Annotated in this window: 17 protein-coding genes; 9 read left to right on the top strand and 8 right to left on the bottom strand. The window is 61.2% G+C overall.

The features are described 5' to 3' along the window. Positions 1 to 144: 144 nt before the first annotated feature. Positions 145 to 978, bottom strand: coding sequence for an aldo/keto reductase (locus tag DLD99_RS24995; RefSeq protein WP_114886798.1), 834 nt, complete (start codon positions 976 to 978; stop codon positions 145 to 147). Between the two features lie 176 nt (positions 979 to 1154). Here DLD99_RS24995 and DLD99_RS24990 point away from each other — a divergent pair, with 176 nt between their 5' ends. Beyond that, entirely contained in the window at positions 1155 to 1931 is a 777-nt protein-coding gene (locus DLD99_RS24990; protein WP_114885682.1) for an IclR family transcriptional regulator, read from the top strand. 145 nt (positions 1932 to 2076) lie between these two features. Further along, positions 2077 to 2955: a DMT family transporter gene (locus tag DLD99_RS24985; RefSeq protein WP_114885680.1), complete on the top strand. Its 879-nt coding sequence runs from the start codon at positions 2077 to 2079 to the stop codon at positions 2953 to 2955. A gap of 60 nt (positions 2956 to 3015) precedes the next feature. Here DLD99_RS24985 and DLD99_RS24980 read toward each other — a convergent pair whose 3' ends face one another. Next, entirely contained in the window at positions 3016 to 4353 is a 1338-nt protein-coding gene (locus tag DLD99_RS24980) for an MFS transporter (protein WP_114885678.1), read from the bottom strand. 271 nt (positions 4354 to 4624) lie between these two features. Between DLD99_RS24980 and quiC the strand changes: the two genes are divergently transcribed. Together quiC and DLD99_RS24970 are read left to right on the top strand one after the other, a co-directional pair. Next, positions 4625 to 6526 (top strand): 3-dehydroshikimate dehydratase QuiC, encoded by a 1902-nt coding sequence (gene quiC, locus DLD99_RS24975; protein ID WP_114885676.1) that lies wholly within the window; start codon positions 4625 to 4627, stop codon positions 6524 to 6526. Between the two features lie 102 nt (positions 6527 to 6628). Then, complete coding sequence (locus DLD99_RS24970) at positions 6629 to 7306, top strand: TetR/AcrR family transcriptional regulator (protein ID WP_114885674.1); 678 nt, start codon at positions 6629 to 6631, stop codon at positions 7304 to 7306. A 33-nt stretch (positions 7307 to 7339) separates the two neighbouring features. Here DLD99_RS24970 and DLD99_RS24965 read toward each other — a convergent pair whose 3' ends face one another. The 3 genes from DLD99_RS24965 to DLD99_RS24955 all read right to left on the bottom strand — a co-directional run bounded on the left by DLD99_RS24965 (position 7340) and on the right by DLD99_RS24955 (position 9683). Next, complete coding sequence (locus tag DLD99_RS24965) at positions 7340 to 8194, bottom strand: shikimate dehydrogenase (RefSeq protein WP_114885673.1); 855 nt, start codon at positions 8192 to 8194, stop codon at positions 7340 to 7342. Between the two features lie 5 nt (positions 8195 to 8199). Next, entirely contained in the window at positions 8200 to 8640 is a 441-nt protein-coding gene (gene aroQ, locus DLD99_RS24960) for a type II 3-dehydroquinate dehydratase (RefSeq protein ID WP_011336043.1), read from the bottom strand. A 131-nt stretch (positions 8641 to 8771) separates the two neighbouring features. Further along, a complete protein-coding gene (locus DLD99_RS24955; protein WP_114885671.1) occupies positions 8772 to 9683 on the bottom strand; it encodes a LysR family transcriptional regulator in 912 nt (303 codons plus the stop codon). A 203-nt stretch (positions 9684 to 9886) separates the two neighbouring features. Here DLD99_RS24955 and DLD99_RS24950 point away from each other — a divergent pair, with 203 nt between their 5' ends. Next, positions 9887 to 10315, top strand: a complete 429-nt coding sequence (locus DLD99_RS24950; protein WP_114885669.1) for a DUF4160 domain-containing protein — start codon at positions 9887 to 9889, stop codon at positions 10313 to 10315. Then, a complete protein-coding gene (locus tag DLD99_RS24945; protein WP_114885667.1) occupies positions 10312 to 10758 on the top strand; it encodes a hypothetical protein in 447 nt (148 codons plus the stop codon). The genes DLD99_RS24950 and DLD99_RS24945 overlap by 4 nt, the downstream gene beginning before the upstream one ends. A 55-nt stretch (positions 10759 to 10813) precedes the next feature. Here DLD99_RS24945 and trmA read toward each other — a convergent pair whose 3' ends face one another. Then, the gene (trmA, locus tag DLD99_RS24940; RefSeq protein WP_114885665.1) at positions 10814 to 11893 is read right to left on the bottom strand and encodes a tRNA (uridine(54)-C5)-methyltransferase TrmA; all 1080 of its coding nucleotides are present in this window, start codon (positions 11891 to 11893) and stop codon (positions 10814 to 10816) included. After that, on the bottom strand, positions 11890 to 13185 hold the full coding sequence (locus tag DLD99_RS24935) for an NCS2 family permease (RefSeq protein ID WP_085712226.1): 1296 nt from the start codon (positions 13183 to 13185) through the stop codon (positions 11890 to 11892). Before DLD99_RS24935 ends, trmA begins: the two co-directional genes overlap by 4 nt. 220 nt (positions 13186 to 13405) lie before the next feature. Here DLD99_RS24935 and DLD99_RS24930 point away from each other — a divergent pair, with 220 nt between their 5' ends. Together DLD99_RS24930 and DLD99_RS24925 are read left to right on the top strand one after the other, a co-directional pair. Continuing rightward, complete coding sequence (locus DLD99_RS24930; protein ID WP_114885663.1) at positions 13406 to 13855, top strand: DUF4879 domain-containing protein; 450 nt, start codon at positions 13406 to 13408, stop codon at positions 13853 to 13855. A 66-nt stretch (positions 13856 to 13921) separates the two neighbouring features. Further along, complete coding sequence (locus DLD99_RS24925) at positions 13922 to 14473, top strand: DJ-1 family glyoxalase III (RefSeq protein ID WP_114886796.1); 552 nt, start codon at positions 13922 to 13924, stop codon at positions 14471 to 14473. Positions 14474 to 14478: 5 nt separating this feature from the next. Here the strand turns inward: DLD99_RS24925 and DLD99_RS24920 are convergent, their stop codons facing one another. Continuing rightward, complete coding sequence (locus tag DLD99_RS24920) at positions 14479 to 15717, bottom strand: MFS transporter (protein ID WP_085712223.1); 1239 nt, start codon at positions 15715 to 15717, stop codon at positions 14479 to 14481. A 399-nt stretch (positions 15718 to 16116) separates the two neighbouring features. On the opposite strand from DLD99_RS24920, the gene DLD99_RS24915 reads away from it, so the two are divergent. Beyond that, entirely contained in the window at positions 16117 to 17553 is a 1437-nt protein-coding gene (locus DLD99_RS24915) for a cytochrome ubiquinol oxidase subunit I (protein WP_085712222.1), read from the top strand.

The raw sequence follows: 17553 nt of genomic DNA, 5'->3' as shown, positions 1-17553 counted from the left end.
TGGTGTGTGAGTGTGGCGCCAGTCCGGTCGTCCGTCCATTCGTACACAGGCAAACAGGCCCGACCTCGGGGGACGAGGTCGGGCCTGTTATTGACGAGCATGAGCGCCGGGAATTCAATCCGTCGGCGGATTTCTTTCGCCGTGTCAGCGGTCGAAGGCGTCCCACACCGGCGCGAAGTCCGGGCTGACCTGACGCTCGCGTTTGGACAACGCGGCAATCAGTGCGCGGTCGTCATCGTCCAGTTCCACATTCAGTGAAGCGAGGTTGGCCAGTTGATTGGTCTTGCTGCTGGCCTTGGGAATCGCCGCGACATTGTCCTGATCCAGCAACCACTTCAACGCGACCTGAGTCGGCAGCACGCCGTGTTTTTCGGCGATCTGTTGAATCTGCGCAACCTCAGAGACCTTGTTGCGTGCCAGCGGCGTGTAGGCCGTCAGTGCCAGGTCGTGTTGGCGGGCGTAGTCGAGCAGGGCGTTTTGTCCGAGCAGGACGTGGTACTCGACCTGAATCGCTGACAGAGGAATGCCATGGTCCTCGACGACTTTGCGCAGCAACGGCAGCGGAAAATTCGCCACGCCGATGTTGCGAGCCAGACCTTGCTCCTTGAACGAGGCGAGGGTCTCGAGAGTGCGCGGCAAGTCCCAGTCGGTGGTCGGCCAATGGATCATGAACAAATCAACGTACTCGCTGCGCAAGGCCTTGAGGCTGCGATCCAGCGAGTGACGCATGGCATCCGGTTGCAACTGGTCCCACCAGACCTTGGTGGTGACGTGGATCTGCTCGCGGGGTGTCGGTGTATTCGCCAGTGCCTGTCCGACGGCGTCTTCGTTGTTGTAGGCCGCTGCCGTGTCGATGTGCCGGTAGCCGAGTTCCAGCGCTTGCTCCACGGCGCGGGTGCATTCGTCGCCGAGCATCGGCCAGGTGCCAAGGCCGAGTTTGGGCAGGTTCAGTCCGTGTTGGTTGACGATGTGCTGCATGGTCGGCGCTTCCTGCATTGATGGGTTTCAGAATGGGATTCCGAAAACTAAACAACGCCGGCCTGCATCAGCAACTCGTCAGCCGAGAAAGGGGGCGATTATCGAGCGCTCGGTTCCAGATTTCGCAATCAGTGATATGTATTTTAGAATCGGCAAAATTTCACTGGGATCGCACCATGGCCGGCAGTCAGATCGAACGGGTTTTCAGCGTGCTCGAAAGCCTCACCCACGAGCCGCGCGGACTGCCGCTGCAAACCCTCGCGGAACAAATCGACATTCCGAAAAGTGCGACCCACCGCTTGCTCGCCGAATTGTCCCGGCTGGGCTATGTGCGGCAGAACCCGGAAACCCTGCGTTATCACTTGTCGACCAAATTGGTGGCGATGGGTTTTCGTTATCTGTCGAGCAGCGGTGCCGATATCGTGCAGCCGGTACTTGATCGACTGGCGCAGGAAACCGGCGAACTGGTGCGGCTGGGCGTCACCGATGGCGAGCGCCAGACCTGGATTGCCAAGTCACAGGGCGCGCGCAGCGGACTACGTTACGACCCGGACATGGGGCGCGATGCGCCATTGTTCTACACCGCGTCCGGCCATGCGTGGCTGGCGAGCATGAGTGATGCCGAGGCCTTGTCGCTGGTTGAGCGTCAGGCTGCAGAAATACCGGCGGATATCGGGCCGAATGCACCGCGGACCAACATTGAATTGCTCGAGCATCTACGGGTTGCGCGGGAACAGGGTTACGCCTGTGTCGAAGAGAGTTCTGCGCTAGGCACATCGGCCATTGCTGCCGTGGTGCGGCATCCGGCGGATGGCCGGGTTATCGGCGTGTTGAGCATTGCCGGGCCGAGTGCGCGGCTGCCGGGGGCGAGGTTGCATGAGCTGGCGCCGCTGTTGTTGAAGTTTACCGAGGAGTTGTCGGCGGCGAGCCTCGCTTCGGAGTTGTTCGTCTAGCCGCGCAACGGCAGGCGGGATCGGGTTGTCTGTAAAGCTGTGCGTTGATCGCACAGAATTTGGCTTGAAGGGTGTGAGAATTTGGAACCGGGTTCTAAATTATCGCTGGAGGCTCTTTCCTCATTTTGATTTCCAGAGATCACCAATGACCGTCAGCACACCGCTTTCCGGCGTCAACCAGCCCTTCAAGGGGATCTTGCTGATTGTCGTGGCGACGTTCCTGTTCTCCAGTCACGATGCGCTGTCGAAATACCTCTCGGGTTTTTATCCGATTGTCATGGTGGTGTGGGCGCGGTATCTGGTGCACACGCTGTTGATGGCGGGGATTTTTCTGCCGCAGTCCGGGTTGCGCGTGCTGCGCACCAAGCGCCCGTTGTGGCAGTTGGCGCGGGCGTTGTGCCTGCTGGGCACCAGCCTGTTTTTCACTACGGCACTTTTGTACATCCCGCTGGCCGAAGCCACGTCGGTCAACTTTCTTGCGCCGGTGCTGGTGACGGCGCTGTCGGTGCCGTTGCTCAAGGAGCGAGTGACCCGGGGCCAGTGGATCGCGGTGATCTGCGGGTTTATCGGCGTGCTGATCATCGTTCATCCCGGTGGCGAATTGTTCACCCCGGCGATTCTGTTGCCGTTCTGTTCGGCGCTGTTTTTCTGCTTCTATCAGTTGCTGACCCGCAAGCTCAGCGAAGTCGACAGCCCGACCACCAGCAACTTTTTCGCCGGGTTGTGCAACACGCTGGTGATGAGTGCGCTGGTGCCGTTCTTCTGGCAGGTGCCGAGCCTCGGGCACGCTTTCTTGATGCTGGCGCTGGGCACGTGCGGGATGACAGCGCACCTGTTTCTGACCCAGGCGTTCCGGCATGCCGCGCCGGCATTGCTGGCGCCGTTCGGCTATTGCCAGATCGTGTTTGCGGGGCTGTTGGGCTGGCTGCTGTTTGCCCACACACCGACCCTGATGACGGTGATCGGGATCGCGGTGATCTGTTGCAGCGGGCTGGCGGCAGCGTGGCAGCAGAGCCGGCGCTGAAAGGAAAACCGGCCTGAAATCAGGCCGGTCGGTGCAGGATGGCTACTCAGTACTGAACGGCTACTCGGTAACGGTAGGAATCTTGCGCGGTGCCATGAAGTACATCCAGGTCAGCGCAATGAAGTACATCGCCGGGATCAGGGTGAACAGCACGGTGTAGTTGTTGTTCGTAACGGTGAGGATATGGCCGACGATCTGGGTCATGAACATCCCGCCGATCGCCGCGCACATGCCGCCGAAACCGAACACCGTGCTCATCATGTGCTTGGGCGTGTAGTCCATCACCAGACTCCAGATGTTGGCGGTCCAGGCCTGGTGCGCGCCGATGGCCAGGGAGATGGCGGCCACTGCGATCCACAGGTTGGCGGAACCGGCGGCCATGACCACGCCGATGATGCAGCAGGCGAACAGGAACATCGACAGCAGCCGCGCCTTGATCGAATTCATGCCGCGACCGATCAGGAACGAAGACAGAATCCCGCCGCCCACGCTGCCGAAGTCGGCGGTGACGTAGATGATGATCAGCGGAATGCCCATCTGGGTGACGTTGATGCCCAGGTTGTATTGCTGATTGAGAAACGGCGGCAGCCAGTACAGGTAGAACCAGAACACCGGCGCGGTCAGCGAGTAGGCGAGGGCGAAGGCCCAGGTGCCGCGCATGCGCAGGATCCGCGAGAACGGCACGCGGGCCTGTTCCGGTTCGACTTCTTTCTGGATGTAATCCAGCTCCGACTGTTTCACGCTCGGGTGATCTTCCGGGTTGAAGTACTTCAGACCCCAGAACAGCAACCAGATCCCGCCCAGTGCCGACATGCACAGGAACGCGGCCTGCCAGCCCCACACGTGAAGAATCAACGGCAGCAGCATCGGGGTGAACATCGCGCCGACGTTGGTGCCGGCGTTGAAGATGCCAGTGGCAACTGCTCGCTCGCCGGCCGGGAACCACAGGCGCGTGGTCTTCACGCAGGCCGGGTAGTTGGCCGCCTCGGTCAGACCGAGGATGAACCGGCAGACCATGAAGCCTACCGCCGAGGTCGCCAGGCCGTGGGCGCCGGTGGCCAGGCTCCAGAGCAGCACCGCGCAGAAGAACACGCGCTTGACGCCGACCCGGTCGATCAGCCGCCCTTGCAGCACGAAGCCGATGGCGTAGCCGACCTGAAACCAGAAGTTGATGTTGGCGTAGTCCATCGCCGTCCAGCTCATTTCCTTGGCGAGGATCGGCTGCATGACGCCGAGGGCGGCGCGGTCGATGTAGTTCAGGGTGGTGGCGAAAAACACCAGCGCCAGCATGCCCCAACGGGTCTTGCCGACGGCCATGGCGCCGCGGATCTTGTCGCCGATGCCACCCGTGGCAGTGCTCATGGCCGGGGCCATGCGGGAAGTCTGTGAAGGAATCATGTGTTCCACCCGTTTTTGGATTTGTTATTTGGTGTGCTTTCTTGTGCACGCTGCGACCGGTGGTTCAGATCCGGACCAAGGTGAAAGGGATGTTGGGCAGTGGGCGAAAAATCGTCAATTCGCCAAACCGGCATTGTGTTCGATAATCGCACGCAAAACTAACCGGGTAGTACAGTTTAAATTGCTCAAAGAAAAACCGGGACCAATAATTCGCTCACCTTATAAAAGCGGCGCAATCCCCGTAGCCGACGTCTCCACCGGGAGTTGAAACATGCAGCGATCCATTGCCACCGTTTCCTTGAGCGGAACCCTGCCGGAAAAGCTCGAAGCCATTGCCGCCGCCGGGTTCGACGGGGTGGAGATCTTCGAGAACGACCTTCTGTATTACGACGGCAGTCCCCGGGAAATCAGGCAGATGTGTGCCGACCTCGGAATTGCCATCACTCTGTTCCAGCCGTTTCGCGATTTTGAAGGCTGCCGCCGCGATCGGCTGGAGCGCAATCTGGAGCGGGCCGAGCGCAAGTTCGACCTGATGCAGGAACTGGGCACCGACCTGGTGCTGGTGTGCAGCAACGCTTCACCCGACTGTGTCGGCGACCAGCAAATCCTGATCGACGACCTGCGTCTGCTGGCCGAGCGCGCTGGTGCCCGAGGCTTGCGCATCGGTTATGAAGCGCTGGCCTGGGGCCGTCACGTCAATACTTATCAACAGGTCTGGGACATCGTCCGTCAGGCCGATCATCCGGCCCTCGGCGTGTTGCTGGACAGCTTCCACACCCTGTCGCTCAAGGGCGATCCACGGGCGATTGCCGAGATTCCCGGCGACAAGATTTTCTTCGTGCAGATGGCCGACGCGCCGATCCTGGCCATGGATGTGTTGGAGTGGAGCCGGCATTTCCGCTGCTTCCCGGGACAGGGCGAATTCGATTTGCCGGGCTTTCTCGCGCCGATCATTCAGAGTGGCTACACCGGGCCGCTGTCGCTGGAAATCTTCAACGACGGCTTCCGTGCCGCGCCGCCTCGGGCCAATGCCGCCGACGGTTTGCGTTCGCTGTTGTATCTGGAAGAGAAGACCCGCCAGCGTCTGGAGCAGGAAATCCGCCCTGTGGATAACCGCAAAATCCTCTTCGAGACGCCAAAGGCCAGCGAGTACAACGGCATCGAGTTTCTGGAGTTCGCCGTCGACGAAGCGCTCGGCGCCAAGCTGTCGAACTGGCTGGAGCGGCTGGGGTTCGTCAAGGCCGGGCAGCATCGTTCCAAGAGCGTCAGCCTGCTGCGGCAGGGCGATATCAACCTGATCCTCAACTCCGAGCCTTATTCGTTCGGCCACAGTTTCTTCGAGGCCCACGGCCCGTCGCTGTGCGCCACCGCCGTGCGGGTCAAGGACAGCGCCAGTGCGCTGGCGCGGGCCGTTGCCTATAAAGGTCAGCCGTATCGCGGACTGGTCGGCCCCAATGAACTGGAGCTGGCAGCGGTGCGTGCACCGGATGGCAGCCTGATTTATCTGGTGGATGAAGAGGCGGATGTCTACGGCACCGACTTCAATCTGCTGCCGGGCGCGGTGACAAGCGGCGGGCTCAAGCGCATCGATCACATGGCCATGGCGTTGCCGGCGGACAGCCTCGACAGTTGGGTGCTGTTCTACAAGAGCCTGCTGGATTTCGAGGCTGACGACGAAGTGGTGCTGCCCGATCCGTACGGGCTGGTGAAGAGTCGCGCGCTGCGCAGTCGCGACAGTTCGATCCGCTTGCCGCTTAACATTTCCGAGAACCGCAACACCGCGATCTCACACGCGCTGTCGAGTTATCGCGGCTCCGGGGTGCATCACATCGCCTTTGATTGCGATGACATCTTTGCTCAGGTCCGCCGGGCGAAAGAAGCGGGCGTGCCGCTGCTGGATATTCCGCTCAACTATTACGATGACCTCGCGGCGCGTTTCGATTTCGATGACGAGTTCCTCAGCGAACTGGCGTACTACAACGTGCTGTATGACCGCGATGCTCAGGGCGGCGAGTTGTTCCACGTCTACACCGAACCGTTCGAAGGGCGGTTCTTCTTCGAGATCATTCAACGCAAGAACGGTTACGCCGGTTATGGCGCGGCCAACGTCGCGGTGCGACTGGCGGCGATGGCCAAAGCACGCAGTGGCGCCGTTCGCCAGGCGAAGTTGTAGGAAATTCGTAAACGCGGGATTAAACACGGGCCGCGCGGCTTCCTTCACTGTGCCGCGCGGCCCATAATCGCCAGCCTGTGCAGTGATGGCCGTGAGCCCGCAATGACAATGACTTCAGAACTTTCCGCAGCCCCCGTTTCATCAGCGGTAGAGCCGCGCAAGAGTCGCAAGAACAACCCGGAAAAAACCCGCGAGAACATCCTGCAGGAAGCGATCGTCGAGTTCGTCCAGCAGGGCCTGTCCGGTGCCCGCGTCGATGCGATCGCCGAGCGTATCCACACCTCCAAGCGCATGATCTATTACTACTTCGGCAGCAAGGAGCAGTTGTACGTCGAGGTGCTGGAGAAACTCTACGGCGATATCCGCAGCACCGAAAACCGTCTGCACCTGGCCGAACTGCCTCCGGTAGAGGCGATCCGCCGTCTGGTGGAATTCACCTTTGATCACCACGACCGCAACGTCGATTTCGTGCGCATCGTCTGCATCGAAAACATCCACAATGCCGAGTACGTGAAGCGTTCCGATGCGATCAAGGCGATGAACAATACGATTCTTGATTCGCTGGGGGAGATCCTGGCGCGCGGTGCTGCTGAAGGCCTGTTCCGGGCCGGGCTCGATGCGCTGGATGTGCATCTGCTGATCAGTTCGTTCTGCTTCTATCGCGTGTCGAACCGCCACACCTTTGGTGAGATCTTTCAGATCGACCTGCCGGACGAGACCATCAAACAGCGTCATCGCGAGATGATTTGCGAGTCGGTGCTGCGCTACCTGCAGGCCTGACCGGCGTCGAGGGGGCGTCGCCCCCTCACGGTTTTATCCCTTCATGCTTTGAAAGTGCGCCAGCATTCGTTGCGCATCCGGCGCCACGCCGCTGAACAGTTCAAACGCCTTCACTGCCTGAAACACCGCCATGTTGCCACCATCCAGGGTTCGGCAACCCAGGGCGCGGGCGTTGCGCAGCAGTTCGGTTTCCAGCGGGAAATACACGATCTCCGCCACCCACAATTCCGGCCGCAGCAATGCTGCCGGCACGGGCATGCCCGGCAGTTTGGCCATGCCCATCGGCGTGGTGTTTACCAGCCCGTCAGCGTGGCTCAGTGTGCTGGCCAGATCGTGCCCGGCCGCGGCCCGACCAGTGCCGAAATGCTGGTTGAGGTTGTTGGCCAGGCTTTCGGCCCGTTCGAAATCCACATCAAAAATGCTCAGTTGCTGTACGCCTTCGCTCAGCAAGGCGTGGGCCACTGCCGCGCCTGCGCCACCGGCTCCCATCTGGACCACACGTTCGCGGGCAACATCGGGCAGGCCACGACGAAAACCTTCGGCGAAACCCAGGCAATCGGTGTTGTGGCCGATGCGTTTGCCGTCCTTCAGCACCACTGTGTTCACGGCGCCGATGCCCCGGGCTTCCGCAGACAATTCATCGAGCAGCGGAATGATGGCCTGCTTGCACGGGAAAGTGATGTTCAGTCCGGTGTAGTTCATTCGCTCGGCGGCGAGCAGCAGGTCGGGCAGGGCGTTGCTGTCCAGTTGCAGTTGATCGAGATCGATCAGTCGATACAGGTAACGCAGGCCCTGTTCGTCGCCTTCGTGTTCATGCAGTGCCGGAGTGCGGGAGGCCTGAATGCCGGCGCCGATCAGCCCGGCGAGTATCACGTTGTTGCGGTTCATGCGGTTCACCCCTTCAACCGCTGGCTGAAATGTTCCAGGGCCAGCCGATAGCCGTGGCTGCCGAAGCCGCACATCACGGCGGTGGCGATGGCCGAGACGAATGAGTGATGACGGAACGGCTCGCGGGCGTGGACGTTGGACAGGTGCACTTCGATCACCGGCAATTCGCTGGCGACCAAGGCGTCGCGGATCGCCACCGAGGTGTGCGTCCAGGCAGCCGGGTTGATCACGATCCCGGCGCAGCGCTGGCGGGCGCCGTGAATCCAGTCGAGCAATTCGCCTTCGTGGTTGGTCTGGCGAAACTCCACGGCAAGGCCGAATTCTTCGGCGGCGCGCCCGCACAGGGCAGAGATGTCAGCCAGGGTTTCGTGACCGTAGGTCGCCGGTTCACGGGTGCCGAGCAGGTTCAGGTTCGGGCCGTTGAGCACCAGAACGATAGGGGGCATGGGGGCAAACTCCACTTATTGTTTTTGGCTTGGGCCGAGGGTTTCGACCTGTGGAGTTAAATTGTACTAGCTGGTTACTTTAATCAATTGATCAACGGTCGCTGCGCCGTTTTGTGTTCGGTAATCGGACATTAATGCGGCAACTGCTCGACCAGAAAATCGATGAAGGCCCTGACGCGCAGCGGCATGTGGCGATTCTGCGGGTACAGCAGCGTGAACGGTCGCGAGCGCCCGCTGTAGGGTTTGAGTACTTCCACCAGCGAGCCGTCGGCCAGTTCTTTTTCGACGATGAAACGGTAAGTCTGGAACAACCCGGCGCCGTGTCTGGCCAGGGTCACGCCACCGAGCACGTCATCGGAACAGCAGAAACTGCCCTCGGCGAGGATTTCCCGTGGCGTGTCCTCGTCGTAAAACAGCCAGGTGATTCGCCGCCCGCTGCTGGGCAATTCGTACTGGATGCACTCGTGCTTTGCGAGGTCTTCGAGAGTCTGTGGCGTGCCGGCGCGCTTGAGGTAATCGGGGCTCGCGACCATCACCAGCGCCGCATCTTCCAGGTGTCGGGCGATCAGGCCGGAATCGTGAATTGCCCGTACGCGGATCGCCATGTCGTAACCCTCGCCGACGAAGTCGATGTTGCGATTGCTGATGTGCATCTCGACCTTCACTTGCGGAAAGCGCGCGCGAAAGGCCGGCAGCAGCGGCAGGATCCGGTGGTGGGCGTAGGTTGTAGGAATACTGATGCGCAGGGTGCCGGACGGTTCCTGCTGCTGGCCCATGACTTCCCGTTGCGCCTCCACCAGTTGCGCCAGCGCCTGACGGCATTCTTCGTAATAGCGCCGGCCGCTGTCGGTCAGTTTCACGCTGCGGGTAGTGCGCGCGAACAATCGCACGCCCAGGCGTTCCTCCATGCGCGAAACCGAGCGACTCACCGCCGCCGGCGTCACCGAAGCCGCCTGCGCCGCACCGGTGAAACTGCCGCACTCGGCCGCCAGACAAAACAACTCGATGCTGCCCAGCTGAAGGTCGTCGAAGTGTCGCTGCATGATTGATTACACCGGGGAATGAGTCTTCGTATGTAGCAAATGCGCGGACGATGCGAAAGAACTGCTTACCATTTCGCGCGGGGCTTTTGCGGCTGCCGCACTAGGCTCGAAAGGTAACGGCCACAGTGGGCGTTGGCGCCGGTGGTCGGATTTGCCAGGGAATGGCAAATGTTGAAACTTTTAAACCTAACGGATGGGTTAGCATGAAAGTATGCAGTTACAAAGGGCTGTCTGTGGTGATCATGTTGCGTGATGAACATTGTCCGCCCCACGCACATGTGGATGCAGGCGCCTGGAGCGCGCGCTTCAAATTCAGTTTCTGGCACAACGGCGTTGAACTGTGGGATGTGGTGCCACTGTCGCATCGACCACCGGTTGCCTTGCTTGAAGGGCTGCGCCAGTCGTTGCGTGAAACCGATCATCTGCGGCGGGCCCGCTGGATCTGGTGGACCCGCTTGCGAACGGCCTGTCTCGACAATCAATGGTGGGACGGGCAGTCGAATCAGGTGGCGGTACTGCGGGAGGTCGCCAGCACAAGCTTCAGGATTGGATCGGCGTATTACGAACCAGAAGAAAACAAAACCCTGCTGGCCCTGGTCGGTGCTCGGGAAGGTGTGGAGATCGAACTATGAAAACAGTCAAAGCCGGCTTGCACGCGGATCGCCCCGTCACGGAAAAACGTCTGGACGAGGCCGTTGATCGTGGTGGTGTACGTCGTCGCAGCAGCCTGCAAGCCGTGTCGGTAGCCTTTCAGAAACCGTGCCTGGTGATTCACTTCGAGGACGACAGCGGCGTGCTGCTGCCAGTAAATCTCTACCGCGAATTCGATGATTTCGAACCGGAAGACTTTACCGGATTGAACATCGGCTTTGCCGGCACCGCGCTGTGCCATGACGGCAAGGACCTGCAGGTTTCCATCGCCGGGATGATCTCGGCCAGTCAACCATTGATGGCCATGGCAGCCTCGGTGATCGCTTCACGCAATGGCCGCCAGAGCAGCACCGCGAAAGCTGAAGCTGCACGGGCCAACGGCAGGAAGGGCGGGCGCCCGCGCAAAGTCGATCCCGTGCCATGAACAGGCACAAAAAAGCCGTCGGTCAGGACGGCTTTCTTGTTTCTGGCACCTGCGATCAACGCCGGGTCAACAGCACGCCGGATTCCATGTGGTGAGTCCACGGGAACTGGTCGAACAACGCGCAGCGGGTGATGCGGTGCGTGTCGTGCAGTTGGGCGATGTTGGCCGCCAGGGTCTCCGGGTTGCAGGAGATGTACAGGATGTTGTCGAAGCGACGGGTCAGTTCGCAGGTGTCCGGGTCCATGCCGGCCCGTGGCGGGTCGACGAACACGCTGCCGAACTCGTAGCTCTTCAGGTCGATGCCGTGCAGGCGACGGAACGGGCGAACTTCGTTCAGGGCTTCGGTCAGCTCTTCGGCGGACAGGCGCACCAGAGTAACGTTATCCACAGCGTTTTCGGCCAGGTTGCTCAATGCAGCGTTGACCGAGGTCTTGCTGATTTCGGTGGCCAGCACTTTGCGCACGCGGGTCGCCAGCGGCAGGGTGAAGTTGCCGTTGCCGCAGTACAGCTCCAGCAGATCGTCGCTGCGATCGCCCAGTGCTTCGTATGCCCAGTTGAGCATCTTCTGGTTCACGGTGCCGTTGGGCTGGGTGAACGCACCTTCCGGCTGGCGATAGCTGAAGGTGCGACCGCCGACTTCCAGTTTCTCGACCACGTAATCAAGGCCGAGCACTTCGCGCTTGCCCTTGGAGCGACCGATGATGCTGACGCCCAGGTCCGCCGACAGCTTGGTGGCCGCCGCGTGCCAGTGCTCGTCCAGCGGGCGGTGATAGCACAGGGTGATCATCGCGTCGCCGGCCAGGGTGGTCAGAAACTCCACCTGGAACAGCTTGTGGCTCAACGCCGCGCTGGCCTGCCAGGCCGCCTTCAATTGCGGCATCAACTGGTTGATGCGCAGGCTGGCGATCGGGAATTCCTCGATCAGGATCGGCGTGCGTTTGTCGTCCTGGGAAAACATCGCGTAATGCCGCTCACCGCCCTCGCGCCACAGGCGGAATTCGGCGCGCAGGCGGAAGTTCTGCAACGGCGAGTCGAACACCGCAGGCTCCGGTGCATCGAACGGGGCCAGCAGGTCACGCAGGCGCGTGACCTTGTCTTCGAGTTGTGCGGCGTAGGCCTGGGAATCAAAAGTCATGCGTTGAACCAACCCAGCTTGATCACGAACAGAATCGACAGGATCACCAGCGCCGGGTTCAGCTCACGGGCGCGGCCGGACAGCAGTTTGATCGCAGTCCAGGCGATGAAGCCGAAGGCGATGCCGTTGGCGATGGAATAGGTGAAAGGCATCGCCAGGGCGGTGACCACGACCGGTGCGGCGACGGTGATGTCGTCCCATTCTATTTCCGCCAGGCCCGAAGTCATCAGCACGGCGACAAACAGCAGCGCTGGCGCGGTGGCGAAGGCCGGCACGCTGGCAGCCAGTGGCGAGAAGAACAGCGCCAGCAGGAACAGGATCGCGACGACGATGGCGGTCAGGCCGGTGCGGCCGCCGGCGCTCACGCCAGCAGCGGATTCGATGTAGCTGGTGGTGGTCGAGGTGCCCAGCAGAGAGCCGGCCATTGCCGCCGTACTGTCAGCGATCAGCGCACGGCCCATTTTCGGCATGTGGCCGTCCTTGCCCATCAGGCCGGCGCGCTTGGCGACGCCGATCAGGGTGCCGGAGTTGTCGAACAGGTCGACGAACAGGAAGGCGAAGATCACGCTGACCAGACCGATGTCCAGTGCGCCCTTGATGTCCAGTTGCAGGAAGGTCGGGGCCAGCGAAGGTGGCATCGAGGTCACGCCGCCGAACGGGGTGAAACCCATCACGATCGAGACGATGGTCACCGCGAGAATGCCGATCAGCACCGCGCCGCGCACTTTCAGGGCTTCAAGGGCAACGATCAGGGCGAAACCGAGGGTGGCCAGGATCGGAGCCGGTTGTTTCAGGTCACCGAGGCCGACCATGGTCGCCGGGTTGCTGACCACGATGCCGGCGTTGTGCAGGGCGATCAGCGCCAGGAACAGGCCGATACCGGCGGCAATCGCCGAACGCAGCGGCAGCGGGATGCTGTTGATGATCCATTCACGGATGCGGAAGATCGACAGCAGGAAGAAGCACACGGCCGAGATGAACACCGCGCCCAGCGCCACTTGCCAGGTGTGGCCCATATGCAGCACGACGGTGTAGGTGAAGAAGGCGTTCAGGCCCATGCCGGGTGCGAGGGCGATCGGGTAGTTGGCGATCAGGCCCATGACCGTGGAGCCGATGGCGGCTGCCAGACACGTGGCGACGAACACCGCGCCCTTGTCCATGCCGGTCTCGCCGAGGATGCTCGGGTTGACGAACAGAATGTAGGCCATGGCCAGGAAGGTCGTGACGCCCGCCAGAATCTCGGTCCGCACGTTGGTGTTGTGTGCCTTGAGTTGAAACAGCCTTTCCAGCATGTCTGCTCCCCGTGGCGCGCGTGGCGCCGTGAATGTATCGACCTCAACAGCAAAGCACAGACCGTCGCAAGCGCCTGGAAAATTGTGGTGGGCCGGAAAAAGCCGCGCATCATACCAGCAGCGTGAGGAATATGGCGGATGTTGGTATCGATCGTCGGCGAAGTTTTGTGTCGCGGCCAAACCGGCCATACTGCGCGCTGATTTTTCGGGAATGGATCGGATGAACAAGTATTGGATGAAGGCCTGCGGGTTGATCGCACTGTTGCTGACCGGGGCACCCGCTGCATTCGCCGCATCGGCACCGCCGCTGAGCGAGGTGAAAGTCATCAAGGTTCAGTCGGCGTCCTGCGGGCTCGAAGACATTACCGATGGTCAGGTGCAGACCCGGTGCGATCACAGCGCGCCGGGCATCAAGGTTTATGTGCTGGAAATCGGCTATGGCCAGAGCCAGCCCCAGGCCGCACTGGACGGTTTTGAAGTGAACGGCACGCGAAGCCCGGTGTGTGCCTTCGATAACGGCAATCTGACCGAGTGCACGCCCGGCAGCAAAACCGTCGGCTCTCTCTATACCTTCGATCTGGCAGGCCGGCAGGAGGGCACTTTCACGTTCAGCAACACATCGATCAACGCCCCGCGCAACACGATGTCGACCCAGCTTTACATCAAGTAACGGCTGCCGCGAACAGGGCAGGGCAAAGCTGACTACGCTTTAAAGATCACCCAGCGGATGGCGCCCATGACCTTTAGAGCCCTGATTACCCTCGCCGAGGGCATCGATGATCTGCAAAGCGTGACCCTGATCGACGTGCTGCGCCGGGCCGGTATCGAAGTGATGGCGGCCAGCATCGAAGGCCGGCGCATGCTGACCTGCGCCCGAGGCACACGACTGACCGCCGACGGCATGCTCATTGATGTGCTGGCCCAGACCTTCGACCTGATCGTCCTGCCCGGCGGCGCTGTCGGCGCACAACATCTGGCGGCTCACCAGCCTCTGCAACAATTGCTCAAGGACCAGGCCAGTGCCGGGCGACTGTTCGCCGCCATCGCCGAATCTCCGGCGGTCGCCCTGCAAAGTTTTGGCGTCCTGCGCCAGAGACGCATGACCTGTTTACCCTCCACCAGCCATAACCTTTCCGGATGCACGTTTGTCGACCAACCGGTGGTGGTCGACGGCAATTGCATCACCGCCCAGGGTTCCGGCGCCGCTCTGGCATTTGCCCTGACGCTGGTCGAGCAACTGGCGGGCAAGGCCGCCAGATCGAAGGTAGCGGGAGAGCTGCTGGCCTGAGAAGGTCAGGCCTTCACCTCTTCCACCGGCACATGCATCCGGTCGCGGTTGGCCAGGGTCGGGAACAGTTTGATCCAGGTCCCGGTCACCACCAGCGTCCCGATGCCGCCCATCACCACCGCCGGCACGGTGCCGAACCAGTGGGCGGTGAGGCCGGATTCGAATTCGCCCAACTGGTTCGAGGCGCCGATGAACAGGCCATTCACCGCGCTGACCCGGCCGCGCATTTCGTCCGGGGTTTCCAGTTGCACGAAGGAGGCGCGGATCACCATGCTGATCATGTCCGCCGCGCCGAGCACCACCAGCACCGCCAGCGAGAACCAGAACGACGTCGACAGACCGAAGGCGATGGTGGCCACACCGAATACGCCGACAGCGGTGAACATCACCCGGCCGACGTTTCGCTCAACGGCAAACCGCGCCAGGAACAAGGACATCATCAGCGCTCCGACCGCCGGCGCCGAACGCAGCAACCCCAGGCCCCACGGCCCGGTCAGCAGAATGTCCTTTGCAAACACCGGCAACAGCGCCGTGGCGCCGCCGAGCAGCACGGCGAACAGGTCCAGCGAGATCGCCCCGAGGATGTCCGGGCGGCTGCGAATGAAACGAATCCCCGCCAACAGTGAATCCAGAGTCGCCTTGCCCTTGTTCAGCGGGGTTTGTCGGGCAGGCAAGTTGAGCATCAAGGTGCAAGCGATGACATACAGAACGACCGTCGGGCCATAGACCCAGACGCTGCCGAAGGCATAGAGCAGACCGCCAAGTGCCGGGGCGACGATGGTGGCCGATTGCTGCGCCGACTGCGCGGCGGCAACCGCCCGTGGGAACAATGCGCTGGGCACGATACTTGGCAACAGGGCCTGAGTCGTTGGCATCTCGAACGAGCGCGCGGCGCCGAGCAGGAACGCCAGGATAAAGATCATTTCCCGGGTGACATGGTCAGTAGCGCTGCCGATGGCCAGTGCCAGGGCAATCAACGCCTGCAACGACTGACAGATGGCCGCCACCTTGCGCCGGTCGTAACGATCGGCAACGTGGCCGGTGTGCAGCATGAACAGCACACGTGGGGCGAATTCCACCAAACCGACCAGGCCAAGATCGAGCACGTTGCCGGTCAGTTGATAGAGGTTCCAGCCGATGGCCACGGTGAGCATCTGGAAGCCGCTGGCGGTGAAGATCCGGGCAAACCAGAACGCAAGAAACGGACGATGGTGACGTAACAGCAAGGGCTCTTGGCTGGGCATCTGCGGGCCGGTCTTGATCGAGGGGAACCGCGAGATTATCACCAGTCTGTAACAGGAAGTTGCTATGACAAAAAATTTAGTTAGCCAGACATCGATTTTTCCGGCCCCGGACACCGAACCGGCCAGGGATGTATTTCAGGGCGTTGCCAGATCTGTGAGGCAACTTGTCACGCGGCAAAAGACCACGCGGTTCCCCGTCGGAAATGGGACTACTCTTTCTACGTTGATTGATCCAGATCAAGACCCTTCGCGGAACCGATCCCGGACCCGTCGGCAGACTCCCTGCGTCGCGATGCCTGTAAAAAGAAGAACGAATCCGAGTTCGCCGCACTCCATACCCGTGGGGGCAGTGGTTCAAGGCCGCCAGCCTTGGAACCGTTATCTGATAGAGGAAAGCTTATGTTCGGTTTAGAGGCACTAGATCTCGCCCGAATCCAGTTCGCGTTCACCATCTCGTTCCACATCCTGTTCCCGGCAATCACCATCGGTCTTGCGAGCTATCTCGCGGTGCTGGAAGGCCTGTGGCTGAAAACCGGCAACGACACCTACCGCGATCTCTACCATTTCTGGTCGAAGATCTTTGCCGTCAACTTCGGCATGGGCGTGGTCTCGGGGCTGGTCATGGCCTACCAGTTCGGCACCAACTGGAGCCGCTTCTCGGACTTCGCCGGTTCCGTCACCGGGCCATTGCTGACCTACGAGGTGCTCACGGCGTTCTTCCTCGAAGCCGGTTTCCTCGGAGTGATGCTGTTCGGCTGGAACAAGGTCGGACGCAAGCTGCACTTCTTCGCCACGGTGATGGTTGCCATCGGCACGCTGATTTCGACCTTCTGGATTCTCGCCTCCAACAGCTGGATGCAGACGCCGCAGGGCTTCGAGATCGTCAACGGTCAGGTAATCCCGACCGACTGGCTGGCAATCGTGTTCAACCCTTCGTTCCCGTATCGCCTGATGCACATGGCGACTGCGGCGTTCGTCGCAACGGCATTCTTCGTCGGCTCGTCGGCGGCCTGGCATCTGCTGCGCGGCAAGGACAACCCGGCGATCCGTACCATGCTGTCGATGGCGATGTGGATGGCGTTGATCGTTGCGCCGATCCAGGCGGTCATCGGCGACTTCCACGGCCTCAACACCCTCAAGCATCAGCCGGCGAAAATCGCCGCGATCGAAGGTCACTGGGAAAACGTCGGCAACGAAGCGACGCCGCTGATCCTGTTCGGCTGGCCGGACATGAAAGAAGAGAAAACCAAATACGCCGTCGAGATCCCGTACCTCGGCAGCCTGATCCTGACCCACTCGCTGGACAAGCAAGTCCCGGCGCTCAAGGAGTTCCCGCCTGAAGACCGGCCTAACTCGACCATCGTGTTCTGGTCGTTCCGGATCATGGTCGGCCTCGGTTTCCTGATGATCTTCACCGGTCTCTGGAGCCTGTGGCTGCGCAAGCGCGACACGCTCTACACCTCGCGGCCGTTCCTGTACCTGGCGTTGTGGATGGGGCCGTCCGGCCTGATCGCGATTCTGGCGGGCTGGTTCACCACTGAAATCGGTCGTCAGCCGTGGGTGGTCTACGGCTTGATGCGCACGGCGGATGCGTCCTCCAATCACAGCTTCATGCAGATGAGCATCACGCTGATCATGTTTGTGGTGGTGTATTTCGCGCTGTTCGGTGCGGGTCTGGGCTACATGATGCGCCTGGTGCGCAAAGGGCCGAAGACCGACGAAGGCAAGGAAACCAACGACGGTGGTCCTGGCCAGAAACGCACCCCGGCCCGTCCGTTGTCCGCTGCCGACGACGATGGCGCCGAACACGACCGCAGCCTGACCAAGGAGATTTGA

It is taken from the genome of Pseudomonas kribbensis, assembly GCF_003352185.1.
GTDB classification, from domain to species: Bacteria; Pseudomonadota; Gammaproteobacteria; order Pseudomonadales; family Pseudomonadaceae; genus Aquipseudomonas; species Aquipseudomonas kribbensis.
Note: the sequence above shows the minus strand (reverse complement) of the source record. Positions and strands in the feature narration are given on the sequence as shown.

Bases quoted from the DNA above. Each gene is read 5' to 3' on its own strand.
- DLD99_RS24995 (WP_114886798.1), bottom strand. From the start codon at position 978: ATGCAGCACATCGTCAACCAACACGGACTGAACCTGCCCAAACTCGGC.
- DLD99_RS24990 (WP_114885682.1), top strand. From the start codon at position 1,155: ATGGCCGGCAGTCAGATCGAACGGGTTTTCAGCGTGCTCGAAAGCCTC.
- DLD99_RS24985 (WP_114885680.1), top strand. From the start codon at position 2,077: ATGACCGTCAGCACACCGCTTTCCGGCGTCAACCAGCCCTTCAAGGGG.
- DLD99_RS24980 (WP_114885678.1), bottom strand. From the start codon at position 4,353: ATGATTCCTTCACAGACTTCCCGCATGGCCCCGGCCATGAGCACTGCC.
- quiC (WP_114885676.1), top strand. From the start codon at position 4,625: ATGCAGCGATCCATTGCCACCGTTTCCTTGAGCGGAACCCTGCCGGAA.
- DLD99_RS24970 (WP_114885674.1), top strand. From the start codon at position 6,629: ATGACAATGACTTCAGAACTTTCCGCAGCCCCCGTTTCATCAGCGGTA.
- DLD99_RS24965 (WP_114885673.1), bottom strand. From the start codon at position 8,194: ATGAACCGCAACAACGTGATACTCGCCGGGCTGATCGGCGCCGGCATT.
- aroQ (WP_011336043.1), bottom strand. From the start codon at position 8,640: ATGCCCCCTATCGTTCTGGTGCTCAACGGCCCGAACCTGAACCTGCTC.
- DLD99_RS24955 (WP_114885671.1), bottom strand. From the start codon at position 9,683: ATGCAGCGACACTTCGACGACCTTCAGCTGGGCAGCATCGAGTTGTTT.
- DLD99_RS24950 (WP_114885669.1), top strand. From the start codon at position 9,887: ATGAAAGTATGCAGTTACAAAGGGCTGTCTGTGGTGATCATGTTGCGT.
- DLD99_RS24945 (WP_114885667.1), top strand. From the start codon at position 10,312: ATGAAAACAGTCAAAGCCGGCTTGCACGCGGATCGCCCCGTCACGGAA.
- trmA (WP_114885665.1), bottom strand. From the start codon at position 11,893: ATGACTTTTGATTCCCAGGCCTACGCCGCACAACTCGAAGACAAGGTC.
- DLD99_RS24935 (WP_085712226.1), bottom strand. From the start codon at position 13,185: ATGCTGGAAAGGCTGTTTCAACTCAAGGCACACAACACCAACGTGCGG.
- DLD99_RS24930 (WP_114885663.1), top strand. From the start codon at position 13,406: ATGAACAAGTATTGGATGAAGGCCTGCGGGTTGATCGCACTGTTGCTG.
- DLD99_RS24925 (WP_114886796.1), top strand. From the start codon at position 13,922: ATGACCTTTAGAGCCCTGATTACCCTCGCCGAGGGCATCGATGATCTG.
- DLD99_RS24920 (WP_085712223.1), bottom strand. From the start codon at position 15,717: ATGCCCAGCCAAGAGCCCTTGCTGTTACGTCACCATCGTCCGTTTCTT.
- DLD99_RS24915 (WP_085712222.1), top strand. From the start codon at position 16,117: ATGTTCGGTTTAGAGGCACTAGATCTCGCCCGAATCCAGTTCGCGTTC.